Raw genomic sequence first — 26,104 nt, forward strand, 5'->3', positions numbered from 1 at the left:
CTAAATAGCCGCATAACTTTTCGGCATCGTCGGGCCGAGGTCGGCGGCGGTCGCCACGACGGTCGCTTCCGTCGGGCCGTACGTGTTGATCAGGCGCACACCTTGCGCGATGGATCGCCACTGGTCAACCCGGGTGCCGAGGGCGGCTTCCCCGCCGATCACGACAGTCCGCAACGCGCGCGGCACTTCCCCTTGCGCGGCAAGGGTGTGCACCACCTCGTGCCAGAACGCGGTCGGCAGGTCCAGCAGCGTGATGTGGGCTTTGTCGCACGCCCGCAGGAAACCGTCCACCGACGCGGTCATCTCGGCCGTCCTCAACACGAGGGTCGCGCCCGCGCACAGCGTGACGAAGACCTCCTCCACGCTGGCGTCGAAGTGCAGCGCGGCGAACTGGAGCACGCGGTCGTCCGAGGTCACGCCGTAACGCTCGGTCGCGGCGGCCACAAAGGACGCCAGCGCCTTGCGGGACACCAGGACGCCGTTGGGACGCCCGGTCGAACCGGACGTGTGGATCACGTACGCGAGGTGGTCGGGCAGCACCTGTCCCGTCCCGGCGGCGTGTCCTTCGAGGACGAGACCGGGACCGACGGTGATCGGCGCGTTGGCCAGCATCGGCCCGGTGCGCTCGACGGGCGCGTCCGGGTCGACCGGCAGGTAGGCCGCGCCCGCGAACAGGACGCCGAGCACCGCGACGATCGTGTCCGGGTCGCGGCGCAGCGGCAGTCCCACCGGCACGTCCGGGCCCGCGCCACGCGCCCGCAGCGCCTCCGCGAACCGGTCGGCCCGCGCGGCGAGTTCGGCGTAGGTGTAGCGGACCTCGCCCTGTTCCAACGCCACGGCGTCAGGGCGTTCGGCGACCCGGGCGCGGATCAGCTCGACGACGTCCGGTGCCGGCGGGTGCGGCGGGCGGACGCGGATCGCGGTGTCCGCCAGGGGCAGTCGGCCGAGCGGGCGGTCGGGCGCGGCGAGTCCTTCGGCGAGCAGGCGCAGCAACCGGTCCCGGTGCCGGTCCAGCTCGTCCTGCGCGTACAGCGCGGGGTTGCCGTCCAGTTCGACGCTCAGCCCGGCGCCGTCGGAGAAGTCCCGCACGCCGACCGCCAGGTCCTCCACCGGACCGGCCGCGATGTTGCGCATCCGGCCGGGGTTCCCGGCGAAGCGCAGGTCGTTGTCGAACGGCATCACGTTGACCACCGGGCCGAACAGCTTCCGGGTGCCGCCGACCAGGTTCAGGTCGCGGCGGATCTGCTCGTGCCGGTAGCGGTGGTGCGGCCGGGTGCGCTTGATCTGCGCGGCGACCTCGCGGGCCACCGCGGGCAGCGTGTCGCCGGACCCGACCGCGATCCGCAGCGGCACGATGTTCATCACGATGCCGGGCACGCGCAGCAGCGGCGTGCCGAGCCGGCCCATCACCGGCAGGCCCAGCACGACCTCCTCGGCGCCGGTGGCCCGGTGCAGGTACGCGGCGATGGCCGCGGTGACCAGGTCGGGCCAGGACACGCCCTCGGCCTTGGCGAGCGCCCGCAGGTCCTCGGTCGGAATCCGCGCGGTGGACCGGATCGTGTGGTCGCCGATGCCCGCGAGCCGGTCGACCAGCCCCGGCGGCTCGGGCAGGCCGTCGAGGTACTCGCGCCAGAATTCGGCGTCCTTGGCCGACTTCCCGGAGTCCACATAGGACTCTTCGACGTCGAGCACCTTGGCGAACGGACCGAACGGCGTGCCGCCGCCGTCGGTGTACAGGTCGGCCACGCGCCGGGCGAGCAGCGAGAACGCGAACCCGTCCACGGCGATGTGGTGCACGCGCTGGTGCCACACCCACCGCTCGTCGCCGATCCGCAGCAGCGCCTGCCCGAACAGCGGGCCGAGCGCCAGGTCGACCGGCGTGCGCACGTCCGCGCCCATCCACGCCAGCGCGGCGTGCTCGGGGTCGTCCTCGCCGCGCAGGTCGAGTACCGGGAAGTCCCACTCGTCCGGGGCGATCACCTGGCGCGGCACGTCGCCGTCCAGGAAGAACCGGGCGTGCAGCGACTCGGCCTCGCCGACCGCCGCGCGCACCGCCTCCTCGAACCGGACCGGGTCGACCGGTCCGTCGATCAGCACGTGGTCGGCGGTGTTGTAGACCGGGTTGTCCGGGTCCAGTTGCTGGCCGAACCAGATCGAGGTCTGCGCGGCGGACAGCGGAAGCGAGGCGGTCATGCCCGGAACTCCTGGTTCAGCAGCGGCCCGATCACCGCGAGGGCGTCGGGGTCGGTCATCTCGTCGTGCGCGACATCCACGCCGACCACCCGGACCCGGCCGGTCACGTACTCGTGCCAGCGGTCGGGCGTGGACATCTCCTCGGGTTCTTCGCCGTCTGCGGTGAACAGCAGCAGGTCGCCGTCCACCACGTCGAGCGAGGCACCCGCGACCTGGTCGGCGGAGGCGAGCAGGTTCGCCACCACGGCCTCCAAGGCTTCGCGCCCCAGGCCCAGGGAACCGTCGCGCAGCACGGCTTCCACCGCGTCGTCGGGCTCCCCGTCGATGCCCGCCATGGCCAGCAGGAACCGGTGCGCGTCGGCCACGTCGGTCCGCTCGGGACCGCCCGGCGGGTAGGCGTCGAGCATGGCCAGCAGCGCCACCTCTTCACCCTGGGCCCGCAGCAGGCTCGCGATCCGGTGCGCGACCAGGCCGCCCAGCGAGAAGCCGAGCAGGTGGTACGGCCCCTCGGGCTGGACCTCGCGGATCAGGCCCAGGTAGTCACGCGCCATCTCCTCGACGCTCGGCGGCGTCAGACCGGGCGTGGACAGCGTGCGGGCCTGGAGCGCGTACACCGGCCGGTCCGGCAGGTGCCGGGCCAGTCCCGCGAACGACCAGCCGAGCCCGGCGGCGGGCGGCAGGCAGAACAGCGGCACGCCACTCCCCCGCGCCCGCAACGCCAGCAGCGGCGCGACGGCCGCGTCCGGGTCGGGTTCGCCGTCCACGAGCGCGGCCAGCGCGGCGGGCGTCGGGGACGCGATCAGGTCCGGCAGCGCGACCGTACGGCCCAGCGCCGAGCCGAGCACGGCCTGCAGCCGCACCACCAGCAGCGAGTGGCCGCCCAGGGCGAAGAAGTCGTCGTGCGGACCGACTTCGGGCAGGCCGAGCACGTCCGCGTACGCGCCGCACAGCAGGCGCTCGGTGGGCGTGCGCGGTCGGCCGCCGCGGGCGGTGAACTCCGGCGCGGGCAGGGCCTTGCGGTCGAGCTTCGCGTTGGGTGTCAACGGGAACGCGTCGAGCACCACGACCGCGGCGGGCACCAGGTGCTCGGGCAGCACCTTCGCCACCTCGGCCCGCACCTGGTCGCCGTCGACGTCGCCGACCACGTAGCCGACGAGCCGCTTGATCCGGTCGTCGCGCGGCACCACGGCCGCCTGCCGCACGCCCGGCACCGCAGCCAGGACGTTCTCCACCTCGCCCGGTTCGACCCGGAAGCCGCGGAGCTGGACCTGGTCGTCGGTGCGGCCGTGGAAGTCGATGTCGCCGGTCTCGCGCAGGCTGACCAGGTCGCCCGTGCGGTAGAGCCGCGACCCGGGCGGCCCGAACGGGTCCGCGACGAACCGCAGCGCGGACAGCGCGAACCGGCCGTGGTAGCCCCGGGCCAGGCCCGGTCCGCCTAGGTACAACTCGCCCGGAACCCCTACCGGGACCGGTCGCAACGCCGCGTCCAGCACGTACGCGCGGGTGCCGGGGTCGGGCACGCCGATCGGCACCTTGGCGCCGTCCCACCCCTCGTAGTGCGCCCAGAGCGTGGAGTTGACCGTGGCCTCCGTCGGCCCGTAGGCGTCGTGGAACCGCACGACCGAACCCCAGCGGTGCACCAGGTCCGGCGTCACGGCCTCGGTGCCGCAGAGCAGGACCGCGCCTTGCGGCAACGTGCAGTCCTCGGCCAACGCGCCCAGCACGGCGGGCGGCAACGCCATGTGCGTCACCCCGTGCTCGGCGATGTAGTCGGTCAGCTCACGCGACGCCACGCGGCGGTGCGTGGGCACGACGACGGCCGTGCCGCCGGTCAGCACGCCCATCGCCCACTCGAAGAAGGCCAGGTCGAAGCTGATCGACGCGAACAGCAGCACCTTCGACTCGGCCGTCACGCCCAACGACCGGGTGGCCGTGGCGACCAGCGCGGGCACGCCCTCGTGCGTCACGACGACGCCCTTGGGCAGGCCGGTCGACCCGGACGTGTAGATCACGTAGGCCGGGTTGGTCGGCACGAGCCCGTGATCGGGTTCGACGGCCGACGCCGCGTCCCACCGTGCCCGGAACTCCGGGTCGTCCAACAACAACGCACCGTCGACCGGCGATGAGTCCTTTGTGGACACGAACACGACGGGTGCCGAGTCGGTCAGCAGGTGCTCGATCCGGGCCTTCGGGTAGGTCGGGTCGACCGGCACGTAGGCCGCACCGGACCGCAGCACGGCCAGCACCGCGACGACCATCTCGGCCGTGCGGGGCAGGGCGAGCGCGACCGTGGTCTCGGGCCGGGCACCGTGCTCGACCAGGACGTTGGCCAGCTTCGCCGAGCGCTCGTCGAGTTCGGCATAGGTGAGCGTGACGTCCTCGCACACCACGGCGATCGCGTCCGGCCGGGTCCGGGCGTGTTCGGCGAACATCTCCGGCACGGTCCGCACGAGGTCGTCGATGTCGGTGTCGTTGAAGTCGACGAGCACCTGGCGGCGTTCGGCGGGCGTGACCAGGTCGATCCGGCCGACCGGCAGGTCCGGTGCCGCGACGACCTGTGCCACCACGGCGTGCAGCCGGGCGGCCAGCGCCTCGACGGCGGGCGCGGTGAACACGTCCGACCGGTAGCCGAGCTGGAACACCAGGTTCTCGCCGGGCAGCACGGACAGGCTCAGCGGGTAGTGCGTGGCGTCCTGGTCGACCGCGCCGGTGACCCGGACGCCGCCGAACGTCTCGGCCGCCGCGTCCGGGTCGTACGGGTAGTTCTCGTAGACCGCGAGCGTGTCGAACAGTTCGCCGATCTCGGCCAGGCCGACGTGCTGGTGGTCCAGCAGCGCGGACTGCTCGCGCTGGACGCGCACGGCCAGGTCGGCGACGGATTCGGCGAGGTCGAGCCGCACCCGGACCGGGACGGTGTTGATGAACAGGCCGACCATGTCCTCCACGCCGGGCAACTGCGGCGGCCGACCGGAGACCGTCGTGCCGAACACGACGTCGGTGCGCCCGGTGAGACCGCCGAGCACCAGCGACCACACGACCTGCACCACGGTGTTCGACGTGACGCCGGTCGTGCGCGCCCACCTGTCCAGGCGTGCGCTCAGGTCCGTCGACAGCTCCACCGAGACCTGGTCGGGCCGCAGTGGTTCGCGGTCTCCCGGCGGGGCCACCAGCGTCGGTCCGTCCACATCGGACAGAGCGGTGCGCCACGCGGTCAACGCCGCGTCGTGGTCCTGGCCGACGAGCCACCGCAGGTAGTCCTTGAACGGCGTGCGCCGCGCGATCCCCTGCCCCGCGTACCGGGCGAACAGCTCGCGCACCACCAGCGGCGTGGACCAGCCGTCGAGCAGCAGGTGGTGGTTGGTGACCAGCAGCCGGAACCGCTCGTGGCCCAGGCGCACCAGGGTGATCCGCAGCAGCGGCGGGTCGGCCAGGTCGAACCGGGCCCTGTCCTCCTCGGCCGCGTCCGGCGAGTCGGTGACCCGCCACCAGCCGTCGACCTCGCGGTGGACCACGGAGACGACCCGGCCGCTCGGCGCGGTCCGGAACCCGGCCCGCAGGTTCGGGTGGTCGCGCAGCAGGCCGCGCGCGGCCTCGTGCAGCCGGTGTTCGTCCACGGGTCCGGCCAGGTCGAGCGCGAGCTGGACGGTGTAGACGTCCGGCCCCTCGTCCTCCAGCAGGGCGTGGAAGTACAGGCCCTCCTGGAGCGGGGTCGCGGGCCAGACGTCGTCGACGTCCTTGTCCGCCAACACGTCCACGTCGTGCTGGGTGAGCCGCACGAGCGGGAAGTCGGACGGCGTGTGCCCGCCCCGCGTGTCGGCCGCCAGGACCCGGACCTGCTCGACCCAGCGCTCGGCGATCGCGCGGACCTCGTCCTCGTCGATCACGAGCGCGGGCCACGACCAGGTCGCGGCCAGCTCGCCGCCGACGTCCTCGACGTTGATCTCCAGCACGTGGGTGGCGGGCATGTCCGCGTCCGCGCCGCCCGCCAGGTCCGCGCTCTCCGGCGCCGGGGACCAGTCGGCTGCCGGCGCGGCGGTGGCGCGGCCCAGGTAGTTGAACGCGATCCGCGCGGGCGAGTCGCCGAGCCGGTCGCGCAGCAGGCCGAAGCCGAGCGCGGACGGCGTGGCGCGCACCTGTTCCTTCACGGCCTTGAGCCCCTGGCGACCCGGTTCGAGCCGGACGGGGTGGACCGCGGTGAACCAGCCGACCGTGCGGGACGTGTCGAGCCCGATGTCCGCGCGGCCGTGGCCTTCGAGGTCGACGAGCACCGGTCCGCCGTCCGGCCGCACGGCCAGGGCGAGCGCGGTGAGCAGCACGTCGTCGACCCGGGCGTGGTAGGCGTTGGCGGCCTCGACCGGCGGCACGCCGGCGGAGACCTTGAGGTGGGCCATCGTCGCGGACGTGTCGCGCGCCGGGTCCAGTTCCCTTACGCCCAAAGCGCCCCCGGCCGCGACGACCCGTTCCCAGTGCGGGAGTTCGGCCGTGACGTCCAGCTCGCGCAGGCGACGGGCCCACGTGCGGAACGACGTGCCCTCGGCCGCGACCTCGCCGCCCGCGCACGCGGTGGCCAGGTCCGGCACGATGATCCGCCACGACACCTCGTCCACGACGAGGTGGTGCACGACCAGCAACAACCGGCCGGGCGCCGCCACGGCACGCACCATCACGCCGGTACACGGGTCGAGTTCGCCCTGGGCGCGGACCGCCTCGGCGGCCCAGTCCGGCTCGTCGACCCAGCGCACCCCGACCGGCGACGACTCGGCGTCCACCACGACGGCGTCGCCGTCGAGGCGTGCACGCAGCATCGGATGTGCGTCCACGACGCGAGCCAGCCCGACGGCGAGTTCCCTCTCCCCCAACGCTTCCGGCGTGCGGAGCAGGACGGCCTGACTGAAGCCCTTCGTCCCGGCCGGGAGGTCGAGTAGCCAGCGCATGATCGGCGTGGTCGGCAGCGTGCCCCACGCGTCCTCGGCGCGCTCGGCCGCGACCGGCCCGGTGGCGACGGCGGCCAGCGCGGCGGGCGTGCGGTGGTCGAACACCTGGCGGGGCGTGATCACCACGCCGTCCGCACGGGCCCGGCTGACGAGCTGGATCGACACGATGCTGTCGCCGCCGAGGTCGAAGAACCCGTCGTCGACCCCGATCCGGTCCACGCCGAGCAGGTCGGCGAACAACCGGCACAGCACGGCTTCGCTCTCCGTGCGCGGCGCCCGGTAGGTCCCGGTGGCGGCCCGGTCCGGCGCGGGCAGCGCGGCCCGGTCGACCTTGCCGTTGGGCAGCGTCGGCAACGCGTCCAGCACCACGACGGCGCTGGGCACCATGTGGTCGGGCAGCAGTCGGGCGGCGTGGGCCCGCGCGGAGTCCGCGGTCGCCCCGGTGGACTCGACGTACCCGACGAGTCGACCGTCGCGCACCACGACCACGGCCTGGCGCACACCGTCGTGCGTCTCCAGCACGGCCGCGACCTCGCCCGGCTCGATCCGGAAGCCGCGCACCTTGACCTGGTCGTCGGCTCGGCCACGCAGGTCCAGCCCGATGTCGGTGCGCCGGGCCAGGTCGCCCGTGCGGTACAGCCGTGAACCCGGCTCGCCGAACGGGTTCGCGACGAACCGCTCGGCGGTCGCGCCGGGCCGCCCGAGGTAGCCCCGGGCCAGACCCGGTCCGGCCAGGTACAGCTCGCCCGTGACACCGGTGGGCACGGGCCGCAACGCCGCGTCGAGCACGTGCAGGGCGGTGCCGGCGATCGGTGTCACCGAGCCGTCCACGTGCCGCACGTACGCGTCGACCGTGTACTCGGTCGGCCCGTACAGGTCGTGCACCTCGACGTCGGCCGCGCCGAGCGCCTGCCACAGGCCCTCCGGCACCGCCTCGCCGCCCACGCACAGCACGGCCGGCGGGTGCTCCAGCAGACCCCGGTCGACGAGCTGTGCCAGGTAGGACGGCGTGAAGTCCAGGTGGTCGAGGCCGCGCGCGGCCACCAGCGCGAGCACCTGGTCCGGATCGCGGTAGGTGTCGCCGGCGAGCACGTGCAGCTCGTTGCCGGCGAGCATCCACAGGATCGGGTCCCAGGAGGCGTCGAACGAGAACGACGACGTGTGCGTGACCTTGAGACGACGGTCCCCGAAGACCTGCTTCCGGTGCGACGCCAGCAGGTTCGCCAACGCCGAGTGCGGCACGACCACGCCCTTCGGCCGCCCGGTCGACCCGGACGTGTGGATCGCGTACGCGGCCGAACCCGGCTCGATCACCACGTCCACGCGTCCGTCGGGCAGCTCGGGCAGCGCGTCGAGCCGCAGCACGGGCTGCGCGTCGTCGAGCACCAGCGCGATCCGGTCGGCCGGGTAGTCCGGGTCGACCGGCAGCACGGCCGCACCCGACTTGAGCACGCCGAAGATCGCCACGAGCGCGTCGGCCGTGCGCGGCAACGCCAACGCCACGAACCGCTCGGCCCCCGCACCCCGCTCGACCAGCCACGCGGCCAGTCGGTCGGACTCGGCGTCGAGCGCGGCGAACGTCAGCGTCCGGTCGGCGACGACCGCGACCGCGTCCGGCGTCCGCAGTGCCTGTGCCCGCAGGACTTCGGTGACCAAAGGCGCCTCCGGCACCGCCGGAGACGAGATCCGGTCGGACTCGCCGGGCAGCAGCGCGGTGGTCGAGCCGAGCGTGCGGTCGGGCTCGCGCACGATCACGTCGAGCAGCGCGGCCAGGCGGTCGCCGATCGTCGCCACCTCGGCGGCGTCGCGCAGGTCGGTCCGGTACTCCAGCAGCAGCCGCAGCCGTTCGCCCGGCAGCACGGACAGCGCGAGCGGGTAGTGCGTGGTGTCCCGGCCGCCGACACCGGTGATCGTGACGCCGCCGACCTCGTGCGCGGCCCGATCCGGGTCGAACGGGAAATTCTCGAAGACCACGAGCGTGTCGAACAACGCGCCGAGACCCATGGTCCGCTGGATGTCCGACAAGCCCACGTGGTGGTGCTCGCCGAGCGCGGCCTGCTCGTGCTGCACGGCGTCGAGCAGCGCCCGGAACGTGGTGTCCGGCCGGACCCTTACGCGAACCGGAACGGTGTTGATGAACAGGCCGACCATCGAGCCGACGTCCGCGATCTCGGCCGGACGACCGGACACGGTGGCACCGAACACGACGTCGTCGCGTCCGGTCAGGTGGCCGAGCAGCACGGCCCACGCCACCTGGACCACGGTGTTGGTCGTGACGCCGAGGTCGCGGGCGAACGCGTTCAAAGCACCGGTCGAGGACGCGGACAGCTCCGTGCCGACCTCGGCCGGGTCGACCGCGTCCTTCGACGCGCCGGGGCTGACCAGCGTGGGCTCGGCCAGGCCCGCCAACGCCGCGCGCCACACCGACAGCGAGTCCGGCCGGGTGGCCAGCCACTCCAGGTAGCGGCGGAACGAGGGCACGGCCGGCGGGCGCTGCCCGGCGTAGTGCGCGAACAGCTCCTGGATCAGCAACGGCGTGGACCAGCCGTCCAGCAGCAGGTGGTGGCTGGTGAGCACGAACCGGTACCTGCTCTCGCCCAGGTCGAGCAGCGCGCACCGGATCAGCGGCGCGCTCTCCAGGTCGAAGCGTTCACGCTGGTCCTGCGCCAGGAACTTGTCCGGGTCGACGCCCGCGAGTTCCACCCACGGCACCTCGACGCGACCGTGCACGTGCGCGCGACCGTCGTGCACGCTCACCCGCAGGTTGTCGTGCCGGTCGAGCAACGCGGTCACGGCCGCGCGCAGCCGGTCCGCGTCGAGCGCGCCGCGCAGGTCGAGCGTGAGCTGGGTGAGGTAGAGGTCCGGTCCCTCGTCGTCGAGCAGCGCGTGGAACGCCATGCCCTGCTGCAACGGCGTCAACGGCCACACGTCGAGCACGTCGTCACCCAGACCATCCACTTCGGACTGGGTCAGCGCGGCGAGCGGGAAGTCCGACGGCGTGCGGCCGGTGTCGGCCACCTCGTCGAGCGCGGCCAGCCACCGCCGGGCCAGCTCCTCCACCGACTCTGCCGACAGCACGCCGTCCGCCCAGGAGAACACCGCCGACAGGTCGTCGCCGACCGCCTCGGCGTTGATCTCCAACGGGTAGGCGGCGGGCAGCCGGTCGGCGCCGCCGCGCAGCCCGGCCGGGACCGGCTGCCACGGGCCGTCGCCCGGCGTGGTCACGCGGCCCAGGTAGTTGAAGCAGATCGACCCGCCGGACAGGCCGCCGAGGAGCCCGAACCCGAGGCCGTGGTCGGGCACCGCGCGCAGGGTCTCCTTGGTGTCCTTGAGCGCACCCGACCCCAGGCGCACCGGGTACAGGCAGGTGAACCAGCCGATCGCCCGGGACAGGTCGAGGTCGCCGTCACGGCCGTGGCCCTCGATGTCGACCAGCGTCGAGGACACCTCGCCGTAGCCGTAGTCGCTGCGCCACTGGGGCACGACCCGCGCGAGCGCCGCGAGCAGCACGTCCTGCACGGTGCCGTTGACCGCCGCCGGGATCGTGGTGAGCAGTTCCCCGGCGGGCCGGGAGACGGTGAGCCTGCCCGTGGTGGCGGCGGTGTCGTCGTGGGTCAGCGGGCGGGTGCCGAGGACCGGTTCGGTCTCGGCGAGCAGCGTCCGCCAGTACTCCTCGGCCGGGTCCCGGTCGGCCAGCGACCGCGCCCACGTGCGGTAGGACACCGGCACGGGGTCGAGGTCGCGGCCCGCGCAGGCGGCTTCCAGGTCGCCCAGCAGCACCGACCACGAGACCGCGTCCACCACGAGGTGGTGCGCGACCAACAACAGCCGGTCGCCCAGGCGCACGGCGCGGAACATCACGCCGTTCGTCGGGTCCAGGTCGGCCTGGGCTCGACGCAGCGCCACCGACACCTCGGCGTCCGCCACCGTGAAGTCGAACTCGACGGCGGTGGGCACCTCCAGGCGCCACGGCTCGTCGGCGATCAGGCGCGCGGCCAACACGGGGTGGCGGCGCACCACGGCACGCAGGCCGTCGCGCAGTTCGGCGTCGGTGAGCGTGCCCGGCAGGCGGACGAGGACCTCCTGGCTGTACGCGGCCATCCGGTCGAGGTCCGGGCCGACCAGGCGGGACAGCCACCGGGTGATCGGCGGCGCGGGCAGCTCGCCGGACGCCGCGTGCGCGGGTTCGGTGCCGCCGTCGGCGACCGGGGTGGCCACGGCCGCGATCCGGGCCGGGGTGCGTTCGGTGAACACCTGGCGGGCGGTCACCGCGTACCCGGCCGCCCGGACGCGGGCAACCAGTTGCAGCGACACGATGCTGTCGCCGCCGAGCGCGAAGAACCCGTCGTCGACACCGACCTCCTCGACGCCGAGCAGGTCCGCGAACGCCTCGCACAGCACACGTTCCGCGTCGGTGCGCGCCCCGACCACGGTCCGGCCGGTGCGCACGGGCGCGGGCAGGGCGGCGCGGTCGAGCTTGCCGTTGACCGTGACCGGCAACGCGTCCAGCGCCACGACCACGGCCGGGACCAGGTGCGCGGGCATCGTCGCGGCCAGCAGGTCCCGGATGCCGTCGGCGGTCTCCGCGACGACGTAGCCGATCAACCGGTTGTCGCGCACGGCGACGGCCGCCGCGTGCACGCCGTCGAGCGCGGACAGCGCCGTCTCGACCTCGCCGGGTTCGACCCGGTAGCCGCGCAGCTTGACCTGGTCGTCGGCGCGGCCCAGGAAGCGCAGCTCGCCCTTGTCCGACAAGGTCGCCAGGTCGCCCGTGCGGTACATGAGCGTGCCGGGCGTGCCGTACGGGTCGGCCACGAACCGCCACGCGGTCAGGCCGGGGTTGCGCAGGTAGCCGCGCGCCAGGCCGGGACCGCTCAGGTACAGCTCGCCGGGCACACCCGGCGGCACGGGCCGCAACGCCGCGTCGAGCACGCGCGTGGCCGTGCCCGCGACCGGCGCTTCACGGCCGTCGTCGTGCCGCAGGTAACCGTCCACTGTGTACTCGGTGGGGCCGTAGAGGTCGACCGCGTGCACTCCGGCCGCGATCAGCTTGTCCCACAACGACTCCGGCACGGCCTCGCCGCCCACGCACACGACGCTCGGCCGGTGCGCGCCGGTGAGCAGGCCCCGGTCGACGAGCTGGGCGAGGAACGTCGGCGTGAAGTCGACGACGTCGATCCGCTCGCGGCGGACCAGATCCAGGTAGGCGTCCGGGTCGCGGTAGACGTCCTCGGGCACGACGTGCAGCTCGTGCCCGCCGACCAGCCACAGGATCGGGTCCCACGACGCGTCGAACGACAGGGAAGCGGTGTGTGCGACCCTCTTGCGCCCATCGCCGAACAGGTCACGCCGGTGCGCGGCCAGCAGGTTGGCCAACGCGGCGTGCTCCACGACGACCCCCTTGGGCCGCCCGGTCGAGCCGGACGTGAAGATGATGTACGCCGCCCCACTCGGCCACCCCGGCAGCTCACCGTCCACTGTGGATGGAAGCTCGTCCAGGACGAACACCGGCCGCGCGTCCTCGACCATCATCGCCAGGCGTTCGGTCGGGTAGTCCCGGTCCAGCGGCAACGCCACCGCGCCGGCGCGCAGCACGGCCAGCAACGCCACGATCGCGTCCGCACCGCGCGGCAGGGACAACCCGACCACGCGTTCCGGACCCGCGCCCATCGCCACCAGCCGGGCCGCCACCAGGTCGACCTCGGCGGCCAGTTCGGCGAACGTGCGCGTACCCCTGCCGTCGACCAACGCGACGGCGTCCGGCGTCCGGCACGCCTGTTCGGCGAGCGCCTCCGGGATCGGGACGGCGTCGGCGACGGCGGGTCCGACCGGCGCCGCCACCCCGGCCAGGGTGGCGATCCGGCCGACCGGCAGGTCCGCGTCCCCGGCGATCAGGTCCAGGACGTGCCGCAGTTGGTCGAGCACAGGCCGGGCGTCGAGCACGTCCGGCCTGTGCTCCAGGTCGACGCGGAGCGTCTCGCCCGGCGTGACGGTCACGCCGAGCGGGAACGGGGTCGCGTCGCGGCCGGGCACCGCCGACACCTTGAGGCCGGGAACGGGTTCCGCGGCCTTGTCCGGGTCGAACGGGTAGTTCTCGAAGACGGCGAGCGTGTCGAACAGCTCGCCGGTGCCGCGCTGGAGGTCGGACAGGCCGACGTGCTGGTGGTCCAGCAGCGCGGCCTGCTCGTCCTGCACGCGGCGCAGCAGGTCGCCGACGGGCTCGGCCGGGTCGAGCGCGACCCGGACCGGCACGGTGTTGATGAACAGGCCCACGACCCGCTCGATGCCCGCCACCTGCGGCGGGCGGCCCGACACCGTCGTGCCGAAGACGACGTCGCGGCGGCCGGTCAGCGCGGAGAGCACCAACGCCCACGCGGCCTGCACGACCGTGTTGAGCGTGACGCCCTCGGCCCGCGCCCGGTCGGCGAGCGCCGTGCCCGCCAGGTGCGTGGTCAGGGTCTCCGGCAGCGCGGGCGCCCGGTCGGCGGACGGTCCGCCGACGAGCGTGGGGGTCACGTCGCCGAGCGCGGTCTTCCAGGCGGCCAGGGACGCCTCGGTGTCCTGGTCGGCGAGCCACCGCAGGTAGTCGTGCGGTCCGACGACCGGACGCGGCTCGATCCCCTGGTACAGGGTGAAGAGGTCGTCCAGCAGCAGCGGCGTGGACCAGCCGTCCAGCAGGACGTGGTGGTTGGAGATCAGCAGCCGGTGCGCGTCGGGTCCGGTGCGCACGAGCGTGAACCGGATCAGCGGCCCGGCGGCCAGGTCGAAGCGGACGTCCGCGTCCTCGCGCGTGATCCGGTCCAGCGCGGCGGCCGTGTCCTGGCCCGTGACGTCCAGGTCGCGCCAGCGCACCGACGTGTGGGCGGGCACGATCGCGTGCCGGACGTCCGGGAACGTCGCGCGCAGCGTGGCGTGCCGGTCGAGCAGGCGCTGGGCGGCGTCGCGCAGGCGTCCGGCGTCGAGCGGTCCGCGCAGATCGAGGGCGAGCTGCCCCAGGTAGACGTCGGGGCCGTCCTGGTCGAACGCGGACTGGAAGACCATGCCCTGCCGCAACGGGGTCAGCGGCCACACGTCGACCACGTCGTCCGCGAGTGAGTCCACTTCGGACTGGGTCAGCGCGGCGAGCGGGAAGTCCGAGGGCGTGCGCACGTCGGTCAGCTCGCCCAAGGCGACGACCCACGCGTCCGCCAGCGCGCGGACCTCGGCCTCGGTCAGCACGTGCGCGGGCCACGCCCACGTCGCGGTCAGCTCGCCGTCGTGGCTCGCCGAGTCGATCTCCAGGGCGTGCACGGCGGGCATGCGCGGGTCGACGCCGCCGACCAGTTCGGCGTTCTCCGCGGCCACCGTGAAGTCGTCCTCGCACGGCGCGCGCAGGCGGCCGAGGTGGTTGAACAGGACGTGCGCCCCGGAATCGAGACCGAGCGCACCGAAACCGCGGCCGTCGGGCAGCGCGCGGAGCTGCTCCTTGACCGCCTTGAGCGCGTCGGTGGACGTGCCGTCGCCGGGCGTGAGCCGCAGCGGGTGCACAGCGGTGAACCAGCCGACCGTGCGGGACACGTCCAGGTCGCCGTCGCGGCCGTGGGCCTCGCGGTCGACGAGCAGGCTGTCGATGCCCCGAACCCGCCGGAAGGCCAGGGCGAGCGCCGTGAGCAGCGCGTCGTCGGGGCGGGCGAAGGCGGGTTCGGGCGCGGTCACGGTGATCCGCCGGACCGTGGCCTCGGTGTCGCGCGCCGGGTCCAGCGGGGCGCCGATCGGGGTGTTCCCGGCGCCGACGATCTCCGTCCAGCGGTCGAGGTCGGCCGAGAAGTCGGGGGTCCGCCCGGCCCACGTGCGGAAGGAAGCGCCGGTGCGCGGGAGTTCCTTGCCCGCGTAGGCGTCCTCCAGGTCCGACAGCAGCACGCGCCACGAGACCGCGTCCACGACCAGGTGGTGGACGGTCAGCAGCAGGCGGTCCCGCTCCGGGAACCAGACGGCCTGGACCATCACGCCGTTGTCCGGGTCGAGCCGGTCACGGGCGTCGGCCGACTCGGTGGCGATGTCGTGCGTGGCCGTCGTGAACACGTCCGGGCGTTCAGTCGGCACGTGCAGGGACCACGGCGTGGAGCGGACGAGGCGGGCGCGCAGCAGGTCGTGCCGGTCGAGCAGGGCGTCCACGGCCCGCTTCAGCCGCGTCCCGTCGTGCGGCACGCGGATCAGCAGCGCCTGGTGGTAGCCGTCGATCGGGGCGTCGAGCGAACCCAGCCACGCGGTCATCGGCGTGGTGGGCACGGCGCCGAGCGCGTCGGCGGCCGTCTCCTGTTCATCCACTTCGGACAGAACGGTCGCGACGGCGGCCAGGGCGCGCACGGTCTTGTGCGTGAACACGTCGCGTGCGGTCAGCGCGTACCCGGCGGCACGGGCGCGGCTGACGAGCTGGATCGACACGATGCTGTCGCCACCGAGGTCGAAGAACCCGTCCGTCGGCGCGACCTCGTCGAGCCGCAGCACCTCGGCGACCAACGCGCAGAGCACGCGTTCGGCTTCGGTGGCCGGCTTCGCGTCGCCCGTCGCGAACACGGGGGCGGGCAGGGCGGCGTGGTCGAGCTTGTCGTTGTCCGTGCGCGGGAAGGAGTCCAGCGCGACCACGGCGGCGGGCACCATGTAATCCGGCAGCACGTCGGTCGCGTGCCGGCGGACGGCCTCGACGTCCGCGCCGACGGGCGTCACGTAGCCGACCAGACGCCCGTCCCGCAGCACCACGGCGGCTTGTTCGACGTCCGGGTGCGTGGCCAGCGCGGCGGCCACCTCGCCCGGCTCGATCCGGAAACCGCGCACCTTGACCTGGTCGTCGGCCCGGCCCAGCACGACCAGCCCGGTCGCCGTCCGCCGCGCCAGGTCGCCCGTGCGGTAGAGCCGGGAGCCGGGCGTGCCGAACGGGTCGGCCACGAACCGCTCGGCGGTGGCGGCCGGGTTGCCCAGGTAGCCGCGCGACACCGCGGCACCCGAGATGTACAGCTCCCCGACGACGCCCCGGGGCGCCGGGCGCAGCCCGGCGTCCAGCACGAGCGCCCGGCTGCCCCGGACGTCGTGGCCGCCCGCGCGGTCCCACCAGTACGAGTCGACGGTCGCCTCGGTCGGGCCGTACAGGTCGAGCGCCCGCACGCCCTCGGCCGCGTTCAGGTCGTGCCACAGCTTCTCGGGCACGGCCTCGCCGCCGACCGCGACGACGGCCGGGGTGTGCGCGCCCTCGAACAGGCCCGCGTCCACGAGTTCACGCAGGTAGGACGGCGTGAAGTCGACGTAGTCCAGGCGTTCGCGGGTGATCAGGTCGAGCATCGCGGCCGGGTCGCGGTAGACCTCGGCCGGAACCACGCGCAGCTCGTGGCCGCCGAGCATCCACAGCACCGGGTCCCACGAGGCGTCGAACGAGAACGACGCGGTGTGCGCGATCCGCAGCCTTCCGCCCTCGAACAGGTCGGCGCGGTGCGCGGCCAGCAGGGCGGCGATGTTGGCGTGCGTGACGACGACGCCCTTGGGCCGCCCGGTCGAACCGGACGTGTAGAGCAGGTACGCGGCCGAGGCCGGGTCGACGCTCCACGTGATCTGCTCGGGACCGGTGACCGGCAGTTCCTCCAGCACCAGCACGGGCCGCGCGTCGGCCTCCATCGCGGCGAGCCGCGCGGCCGGGTAGTCGCGGTCCAGGGTCAGGGCGGTCGCGCCGGACGCGAGCACGCCGAGCAGCGCCACGACCGAGTCGACACCCCGGGGCACCTTGATCGCGACGACGCGTTCCGGTCCGGCGCCGTTCTCCCGCAGCCAGTGCGCCAGGCCGCACACCCGGCCCCACAGCGCGACCCGGCTCAGGGTCGTGACGCCGTCGGCCACGGCCGCCGCCTCGGGGTCGTCGACCACGAGTTCGGCCAGCACGTCCACCAGCAGCGGTGCCGCGACCGGCTCGGCGGACTCGACGCGCTCGGCCGGGAGCAGGACGTCCAGCGCGCCGACCCGCGTGTCCGGCCGCGCGCAGACCTGACCCAGCAGCGCGACGAGCCGCCGCCCCAATTCGTCCACAGTGGACTGCTCGAACAGGTCCGTGCGGTACTCCACGAACCCGGCCATGCCCGACCGGGACTCCTGGACGCTGAACGTCAGGTCGAACTTGGCGGTGGCCCGCGGCGCGGGCACGGGCTCGACGGCGAGCCCGTCCAGCGCGGGCACCTTCCCGGCGCCCGCCTGGTGGCTGACCATGACCTGGAACAACGGGTGGTGCGCGGCCGTGCGGACCGGGTTCACCGCCTCCACCACGCGGTCGAACGGCAGGTCGGCGTGGTCGAACGCGGCCAGGTCGACCGTGCGCACGCGGTCGAGCAGCTCGGCGAACGTGGGGTCGCCGGCCACGTCGACGCGCAGCACGAGCGTGTTGACGAAGAAGCCGACGAGCCGGTCCAGCGCGGGGTCGGGACGGCCTTCCACCGGCACGCCGAGCGGGATGTCCGTGCCCGCGCCCAACCTCGACAGCAACGCGGCGACGGCGGCCTGGACGATCATGAACACACTGGTGCCGGTCGTGCGGGCCAGCTCGCGCACGGCGGTGTGCAGGTCGGCGTCGACCGTGAACGCGCTCAGGGCGCCACCCTGCCCGGCGACCGCCGGGTACGGGTGGTCGGTGGGCAGCGCGAGCCGGTCGGGCAGGCCGTCGAGCGCGGTCCGCCAGTGGTCGAGCTGCGTGTCCTCCAGACGTGCCGACAGGTCCGTGTGCCACAGCGTGTAGTCCGCGTACTGCACGGGCAGGGGTGCCCACTCCGGCTCCTGCCCGTTTCTTCGGGCCCGGTAGGCGATCGCGAGGTCGTCGGTCAGCGGTCCCGCCGACGCCTCGTCGCCCGCGATGTGGTGCAGCAACAGCATGAGCCGGTGCACGTCCGGCCCGTCCCCCACGAGGGTCGCCCGCAACGGCGGCTCGGTCGCGAGGTCGAACACGTGGTCCGGGTCGAGCCGGTCGGCCCGGTGCAGGACCGGGGCCTCGGCCAGGACGACCTGGCGCGGCTGCCCGTCGACCTCGGGGAAGACCGTGCGCAGGGCTTCGTGCCGGTCGACCACGTCGGCCAGCGCGGCGGCGAGCGCGGCGTCGTCCAGCGGCCCGGTCAGCCGCAGCACGAGCGGCAGGTTGTAGGTGGAGTTCGGCCCTTCGAGCCGGTCCAGGAACCACAGCCGGCGCTGGGCGGCCGACAGTGGCAGCACGTCGGGACGTCCGGCGGCGACCAGGGGCGGCCGGGCCGGGCCGCCCGCGTCGGCCAGCAGCGCCAACGCGGCGGGTGTGGGCGCGGCGAACAGCGACCGCAGCGGCAGGTCCAGTCCGAGGTCGGCGCGGACCCGGCCGACCAGGCGGGTGGCGAGCAGCGAGTGCCCGCCCAGCGCGAAGAAGTCGTCGTCCGCGCCCACGCCCTCGACGCCGAGCACGTCCTCGAACACGCGGCACAGCGCCCGTTCCCGGGCGGTCTCGGGCGCACGCCCGGCGGCCGTGGCGACGACCGGCGCGGGCAGGGCCCGGCGGTCGAGCTTCCCGTTGGCGGACAACGGGAGTTCGTCGAGCGTCACGAAAGCCGACGGCACCATGTAGTCGGGCAGCACGGTGGCCGCCGACCGGCGCACCTCGGCCATGTCGACGTCGCCGACCAGATAGCCGACCAACGCGGGCTCGCCGCCGACGCCGTCCCGCAGCACCACGGCGGCACCCCGCACACCGGGGGCGGCGGCCAGCGCGGACTCGACCTCGCCGAGTTCGATCCGGAAGCCGCGCAGCTTCACCTGGTGGTCGACCCGGCCCAGGTACTCGACCACCCCGTCGGCCGTCCACCGGGCCAGGTCCCCGGTCCGGTACATCCGGTCGCCCGCGTCACCGTAGGGGTCGGCGACGAACCGTTCGGACGTGAGACCGGGGCGTCCGAGATACCCGCGCGCGAGCTGCACGCCGGTCAGGTACAGCTCGCCGGGGACCCGCGGCGGCACCGGCCGCAGGTTCGCGTCCAGGACCCGCAGGCCGGTGTTCCAGACCGGGCGGCCGATCGGCACGGTCGTCACGTCGGCGGCGGCGACCTGCCACGAGGTCACGTCCACGGCGGCCTCGGTCGGCCCGTAGAGGTTGTGCAGCTCGGCGGGCAGGGTCTCCCGGAACCGCCGGGCCAGGTCGGCGGGCAGCGCCTCGCCCGAGCAGATCACCCGGGCCAGGCTCGTGCAGTCGGCGGCGGCGGGCTCGTCCAGGAAGGCGCGCAGCATCGAGGGCACGAAGTGGGCGGTGGTGATCCGCCGTTCCCGGATCAGGGCGGCGAGGTAGGCCGGATCACGGTGCCCGTCGGGCCGCGCGACGACCAGCGTCGCCCCGACGATCAGCGGCCAGAAGAATTCCCAGACGGAGACGTCGAAGGTGGCGGGCGTCTTCTGCACGACCCGTTCACCGGGCGCGAGGTGGTACCGGTCCTGCTTCCACAGCAACCGGTTCACGATCGCCCGGTGGGAGACCACGACACCCTTGGGCCGCCCGGTGGAGCCGGACGTGAAGATCACGTAGGCCGCGTCGTCCGGCGAGATCCCGGGCAGCACCACGTCGGGCGGGCCGGGCGGCTCCTCGTCCACCCGCACCACGGCCGGACCGGCGTTCCCTTCGTCCCGACCGGGCGTCCCCGCCGCGAACTCGTGGGCCGCGATCACCGCCACCGGCGCGGCATCGGCGAGCACACCGGCGATCCGGTCCGCCGGGTGGTCGAGATCGATCGGCAGGTAGGCGGCACCCGCGCGCTGCACCGCGTGCAGCGCCACGACCAGCTCCACCGACCGGGGCAGGGCGACCGCCACGATCCGGTCCGGCCCGGCGCCGTGCGCGACCAGCACCCGGGCCAGCCGCTCCACCCGCGCGTCGAAGTCCGCGTAGGTGACCTCCTCGTCCTCGAACAGGACCGCGCACGCGTCGGGCGTCCGCTCGACCTGACGCCTGAGCAGCTCCGGCAGCGTGGTCGGCCGCACGGTCCGCGCGGTCGCGTTCCAGTGGTCGAGGATCTGCTTCGTCTCGCGCCCCGACAGCAGGTCCACGTCGTCGATCGGCCGGTCGGGCGCGTGCGTCACGGCGGTCAGCAGGCGCACGAACCGCTCGCCGAGCACGCGCGCGGTCGACGAGTCGAACAGGTCGGTGCGGTACTCGACGCTGCCGGTCATCGCCGAACCGGTGTCCACGACGCCGAACGTCAGGTCGAACTTGGCCGTACCGACACCCGTGACGTCCACAGTGGACTTCAACCCCGGCAGGTCGAGCCGGTCCGTCAACCCGGCGCGGTGCACGAGCAGCACCTGGAACAGCGGCGAGTACGCGAGCGACCGGGGCGGGTTCAGCTCCTCCACGACGCGGTCGAACGGCAGGTCGGCGTGGTCGAACGCGGCCAGGTCGACCGTGCGCACGCGGTCGAGCAGCTCGGTGAACGTGCGCACGTCCTCGGTGTCCACGCGCAACGCCACGGTGTTGACGAAGAACCCGACCAACCGGTCGAGCGCCGCGTCGCCACGCCCGGCGACCGGCGTGCCGATCGTGATGTCCCGCCCCGCGCCGACCCGGCGCAGCAACGCGGTCAGGCAGGCGTGCAGCACCATGAACACGCTCACGCCGGTCTCGGCCGCCAACCGGCGCACGGCGTGCGCGGTGCCGGGCGGCACGGTGAACGGCACGGTGTCGCCGGCCGTGCCCGCGACCGCCGGACGCGGCCGGTCCGCGGGCAGTTCCAGCACGTCCGGCACGCCGGCCAGGGCGGTGCGCCAGTGCGCGAGCTGCGCCTCGCCGGACACGTCGAGCAGGTCGCGCTGCCACAGCGCGTAGTCGGCATAGCGGACGGGCAGCTCGTCGAACGCGGGCACGTCGCCGACCAGCCGCGCGCGGTAGGCGGCGGTGAGGTCGCCGACCAGCGGGCCCATCGACCACTCGTCGGCCGCGATGTGGTGCAGCAGCAACACGAGCACGCTGCGCGTGTCGTCGCGCGCCAGGGTCGCGCGGACCGGCGGCCGGGTCGTCAGGTCGAACGGGCGGCGGATCTCGCGGCGGGCGAAGGACTCCGGGTCCGGCGTCTCCACGATCTCCAGCGGCACGCCCTCGTCGAGCACGACCGCGTGCGGCTCGCCGTCGGGCCCCTCGGGGAACACGGTCCGCAGGGCTTCGTGCCGCGCGGTCACGTCGACCAGCGCGGCCGTCAGCGCGGGCACGTCCAGCGGCCCGGTCAGCCGGATCACCAGGGGCAGGTTGTAGGTGACGTCGTCGGGGTCGAGCCGGTGCAGGAACCACAGCCGGCGCTGGGCGGACGACAGCGGCACGCGCGCGGGCAGCTCGCGGCGCACGGGCACCGGGCGGCCCAGCTCGGTGAGCGCGGTGGCGACACCGGCCGGGGTCGCGTCCTGGAACAGGGCGCGCAGCGAGAGGTCACGACCGAGCGCACCCCGGATCGCACCGATCAGCCGGGTGGCGAGCAGCGAATGCCCGCCCAGGGCGAAGAAGTCGTCGTCCGCGCCGACCTCGGCCACGCCGAGCACGTCGGCGAACAGCGCGCACAGCCGGGCCTCCAACGCGGTCGCGGGCGCGCGGCCGGTCGTGCGGACCTCGGGCACGGGCAGCGCGCGGCGGTCGACCTTGCCGTTGGCGGTCAGCGGGATCCGGTCGACGACCACGATCGCGGCGGGCACCAGGTAGTCGGGCAGCGTGCGGGCCAACGCGGCACGCACCTCATCCGGGTCCGACGTCGCACCCGCAGACGTCGAGTCCCGCGCCGCGCCCACCCGCGCCGAGTCCCGCGCCGCACCCACTCGCGCCGAGTCCCGCGCCGCACCCACCCGACCGGCGGCCTCCGGCACGACGTAGCCGACCAGGCGCAACGAGCCGCCGACGTCGGGCAGCGCCAGCACGGCGGCGCCGGCGACACCGGGCAGCGCGGTGAGCGCGGCGGTGACCTCGCGCGGCTCGACCCGGAACCCGCGGATCTTGACCTGTTCGTCCGCCCGGCCCACGTACTCCAGCTCGCCGTCGGGACGTTCACGGACGAGATCGCCGGTCCGGTACATCCGAGTGCCGGCCGGTCCGTGCGGGTCGGCGACGAACCGGGCGGCGGTGAGCACGGGCGCGCCCAGGTAGCCCCGGGCGAGGCCGTCGCCGGTCAGGTACAGCTCGCCGACGAGTCCCCGCGGGACCGGGAACAGGCCGGAATCCAGGACGTATGCTCCCGTGTTGGCGAGCGGCCGTCCGATGGCGACGGCGTGCGGGGGCGGCGCGGTGTCCGGCATGTCGGGCTGCTCCAAGGTCCACGCGATCGGGTGACAAGTTAAGGTGAGGCTAACCTAATGCAGGGTGGCCTTACCGTCCCCCGATCGGCTTTGTGACCTTGCTCCAAGGAGACCTCATGCGGCTCGGCGATCTGGTCGTCGACGTGACACCCCTGCGCGAGAGCCGGGAGTTCCGCTTCCTGTTCGCCGCGCGCCTGGTGTCGCTCCTGGGCTTCGGCCTGACCACCGTGGCCATCCCGGTGCAGATCTACGGCCTGACGGGCTCGTCGCTCCAGGTGTCGCTGGTCAGCGTCGTGATCATGGTCCCGATGTTGGTCGGCACGCTCGCGGGCGGCATCCTGGCCGATCGGATGGACCGCCGGAAGCTGATCGTGCCGGCCCGCGGCAGCGCGGTGGCCGTGTTCGCACTGCTGGCGGTCAACACGACCTTCGAGCACCCGCAGCTCTGGCTGATCTACCTGTGCGCCGCGGTGAACAGCGTGCTCAACGGCCTGAGCGCCACCGCGCTGATGGCCGCCACCCCCGCGATCGTCGGCCGGGCCCGGTTGGCCGCCGCGGGTGCGCTGATGGCGATCACCGCCGAGCTGGGCGCGATCATCGGCCCGTCGCTGGGCGGCGTGCTGACGGCCGGGCTGGGGCTCGCCTGGAACTACGGCCTGACGGCGGTGGCGACGTTGCTCACCACGCTCCTGGTCTCCCGGATCCGTTCCCTGCCGCCGACCGGGCAGCCGGAGGAGAGCCCGTTGCGTTCGGTGGTCGAAGGGCTGCGGTTCGTCGGCCGCAGCCGGGTGATCGCCGGGTTGCTCCTGATCGACTTCTGCGTCGCGTTGTTCACGGTCCCGTTCGCCCTGTTCCCCGAGCTGGCGGAACGGGTCTTCGCGGGCGGGCCGGGCATCGTCGGCGTCCTCTACGCGGCACCGGCGGTCGGCGCGATGATCGCCGCGGCGGCCAGCGGGTGGACGGACCGCGTCAAGCACACCGGTCGGTACCTGGTCGCCGCCACGATCGCGTGCGGCGTCGCCGTCGGCGGCTTCGGCCTCAGCGGCGGGGTCCTCTGGTCGGCGCTGGTCTGGTTGGCGCTGCTGGGCGCGGCCGACACCATCTCGGAGATCCTGCGGCGGGCGTTGTTGCAGCACAACACGCCCGACCATCTCCAGGGTCGGATCAGCGCCCTGTGGCTGGCGCAGACCAACGTCGCCCCGGCGTTGGGCAGCGTGGAGGCAGGCGTGCTGGCCCGCCTGCTCGGACCCGTGACCGCCATCGCCGTCGGCGGCGCGTTGTGCGTCGTGACCAGCGCGGGCGTGGGCGCGGCCATGCCCGCGCTGCGCGAGTCCAGCCTCCAGGACCCGTCGGCCGACGAACTCGCCGAACAGTCCTGACCCCGGACCGCCCCACTACCTTGTGATACCGTGTACTAGTACTCGGTGATAACGAGTACTGGCGCGGTCGGGAGGACCGGGGTGGACGACCTGACGGAGATGTTGAAGGGCACGCTCGAGGGCTGCGTCCTCGAGATCATCGGCGGCGAGGAGACCTACGGGTACGCCATCACGCGTCGGCTGAACGAACTCGGCTTCGCCGACGTCGTGGAGGGGACGGTCTACACCATCCTGCTGCGACTGGAGAAGAACGGGCTCGTCCAGGTGACGAGACGACCCTCCGGACTCGGCCCGCCGCGCAAGTTCTACGCGCTCAACGACGCGGGCCGCGAACGACTCGCGGCGTTCTGGGCGAAATGGGAGTACGTCACGTCACGGATCGACAAGCTCAGGGAGGATGGGAGATGACCTTCTGGGAGACCGTCACAGGCAGCGACATCACCAGGGAGTGGAACGCGTTCGAAGCCCGAGCCGAGGCGTTGCCGACCGACCACCGGACGGCGTGGGAAGAGATCAAGGACCACCTTTCCACCTACTCGGACTTCACCGGTCGCAACCTGACGCCGATCCTCGACGCCGCCCTGACGCTGCTGGAGGAGACGGCCGCCGACGGGCAGGGCATCCACGAGGTGCTGGGGGACGACGTCAAGGGCTTCTGCGCCGCACTCGCCGGCGGAGAACGGAGCCGGGACTACCGCGACCGGTGGCGCGAGCAGTTGAACAGGAACGTCGCCCGGAAACTGGGCCGGTTGGGAGGCTGACGTGGGCATCCAGGACATCATCGACGGAAAGCGGCAGTGGCGGGCGCACATGGCACGGGTCAAGGCGCTCCCACCGGACTACCGGATCGTCTACCGGGAAATGCAGGGGTACCTCTTCAAGGTCGGACCGGTCGACCTGCTCGACGGGCCCGTGCTCTCGGGGATCGTCGACTTCTTCGAGGAGGGCGCCGCCGAGGGCAAGGGCGTCCTGGAACTCGTCGGTGACGACGTCGCCGCCTTCTGCGACGGCTTGATCGAGGCCTCGCCCGCCCACCGGGAGTCCGTCGGCGAGAAGTAGCGACCGCCGGGACCTCACCGCTCCTCACCGGCGGCGCGGTCGGCGTTGGCGACGATCGCGTCGTGCACGTACCGCGACAGTCCCGGTGCGACGTCGTCGAAGTTCAGGCCGATGCGCTCGTCGTCCCGGCAGGCCGCGGCGAGTCGGCGGTGGGTCTCGTGGTCGCGGTCGTGGAACCAGTGTTCCAGGTGCTGCCGGTGCCGTTCGGCCAGGCTCGTCACCGCAGGGTCGGACGGCGCGGTGCCGGTGCCCGTGGCGGCGACCGTGCCGGGGTCGAAGTCCGACTCCCGGTAGAACAGCCGGTTCGGCGACGGTGCCGACGGTGCACTCGTCCATGCCCGACACCATGGCGCCTCACGCCACGTCGGGGTCAAGCCGGCGGGGAGGGGCGGTCCTCCCCGCCGTAAGTCCTCAGTCCTCCTGGGGACCGTGGTGGTCGAAGTTCTCCTCGCCGCGCTTCCAGTAGCCGTCGACGTCCATCGCGTCGCGGTGCAGGCCGCGGTCGCGCAGCAGGCGGCGGATCGGCTTGAGGGTGTTCGCCTCGCCCGCGATCCACACGAAACCCGTGCCCTCGGGCAGTTCCCACGCCGCGATGGCGTCGTGCAGGAGCGTCGTCGTGCCCGGCGCGGCGCCGTCGCGGTACAGCCACGTCAGCTCCACGTCGCCCTTGGACGCGATCTCCTGGCGTTCGGCCTCGTCGGCGACCTCGGCGAACGCGAACACCCGCTCGCCCTCGGACGCCTGCTCCAGCCAGCGGGCGACGGCCGGCAGCGCGGTCTCGTCCCCGGCGACCAGGTACCAGTCCAGTCCCTTCGGGACGAGCACCGAGCCACGCGGCCCGAGGACGCCGACGGTGTCGCCTTCCCGGGCCTGGGCGCCCCACGTCGAGCCGGGGCCGTCGCCGTGCAGCACGACGTCGACGTCCAGTTCGCCCGGCTCGGCCCGGTATTCGCGGACCGTGTAGTCGCGGAACGTCGGCCGCGGGCCGTTCGGGTCGCGTTCCAGTCCTTCCGGACCGAGCTTGGGCATCGCCGGCCGGCCGCCGCGCTCGGTCGGGAAGAACAGCTTGACGTGGTCGGCGGGCGCGGCCTCCCGGAAGCCGGCCAGGTCCTCGCCCGCCAACGTCACACGGACCATGCGCGGCGTCAGCCGGCGCACGGCGCGCACCCGCAGGACGCGCGGCACCAGGTCGTACTGCACGACCTCGACGTTCGGAACAGCCACCACGAACTCCTCTGCTCATACGGTTAGGCT

The 26,104-nt window shown here is 73.7% G+C and carries 7 protein-coding genes and 1 pseudogene; 4 read left to right on the forward strand and 4 right to left on the reverse strand.

Going from position 1 to position 26,104, the window contains the following annotated elements:
* Both F4559_RS21640 and F4559_RS21645 read right to left on the reverse strand, forming a co-directional pair.
* A complete protein-coding gene (locus F4559_RS21640) occupies positions 1 to 2,193 on the reverse strand; it encodes a condensation domain-containing protein (RefSeq protein ID WP_184671392.1) in 2,193 nt (730 codons plus the stop codon).
* Positions 2,190 to 22,382: pseudogene (locus F4559_RS21645) on the reverse strand (non-ribosomal peptide synthase/polyketide synthase); the annotation flags it as partial. The pseudogene F4559_RS21645 and the gene F4559_RS21640, both read right to left, overlap by 4 nt.
* A gap of 146 nt (positions 22,383 to 22,528) precedes the next feature.
* On the opposite strand from F4559_RS21645, the gene entS reads away from it, so the two are divergent.
* From entS to F4559_RS21665, 4 genes are all read left to right on the forward strand, one after another.
* Positions 22,529 to 23,791 carry an enterobactin transporter EntS gene (gene entS, locus F4559_RS21650; RefSeq protein ID WP_184671396.1) on the forward strand — a complete coding sequence of 421 codons (1,263 nt, stop codon included), beginning with the start codon at positions 22,529 to 22,531 and terminating at the stop codon, positions 23,789 to 23,791.
* 81 nt (positions 23,792 to 23,872) lie between these two features.
* Positions 23,873 to 24,199, forward strand: a complete 327-nt coding sequence (locus F4559_RS21655) for a PadR family transcriptional regulator (protein WP_184671398.1) — start codon at positions 23,873 to 23,875, stop codon at positions 24,197 to 24,199.
* Complete coding sequence (locus F4559_RS21660; protein WP_184671400.1) at positions 24,196 to 24,552, forward strand: DUF1048 domain-containing protein; 357 nt, start codon at positions 24,196 to 24,198, stop codon at positions 24,550 to 24,552. The genes F4559_RS21655 and F4559_RS21660 overlap by 4 nt, the downstream gene beginning before the upstream one ends.
* A gap of 1 nt (position 24,553) precedes the next feature.
* Positions 24,554 to 24,850: a DUF1048 domain-containing protein gene (locus tag F4559_RS21665; protein ID WP_184671401.1), complete on the forward strand. Its 297-nt coding sequence runs from the start codon at positions 24,554 to 24,556 to the stop codon at positions 24,848 to 24,850.
* A gap of 14 nt (positions 24,851 to 24,864) precedes the next feature.
* Here the strand turns inward: F4559_RS21665 and F4559_RS21670 are convergent, their stop codons facing one another.
* Both F4559_RS21670 and F4559_RS21675 read right to left on the reverse strand, forming a co-directional pair.
* Positions 24,865 to 25,224, reverse strand: coding sequence for a TipAS antibiotic-recognition domain-containing protein (locus F4559_RS21670; RefSeq protein WP_184671403.1), 360 nt, complete (start codon positions 25,222 to 25,224; stop codon positions 24,865 to 24,867).
* Positions 25,225 to 25,261: 37 nt separating this feature from the next.
* On the reverse strand, positions 25,262 to 26,074 hold the full coding sequence (locus F4559_RS21675) for a siderophore-interacting protein (RefSeq protein ID WP_312865758.1): 813 nt from the start codon (positions 26,072 to 26,074) through the stop codon (positions 25,262 to 25,264).
* Positions 26,075 to 26,104: the final 30 nt, after the last annotated feature.

Origin of the sequence: Saccharothrix violaceirubra, from assembly GCF_014203755.1 — a bacterium.
Lineage (GTDB): Bacteria > Actinomycetota > Actinomycetes > Mycobacteriales > Pseudonocardiaceae > Actinosynnema > Actinosynnema violaceirubrum.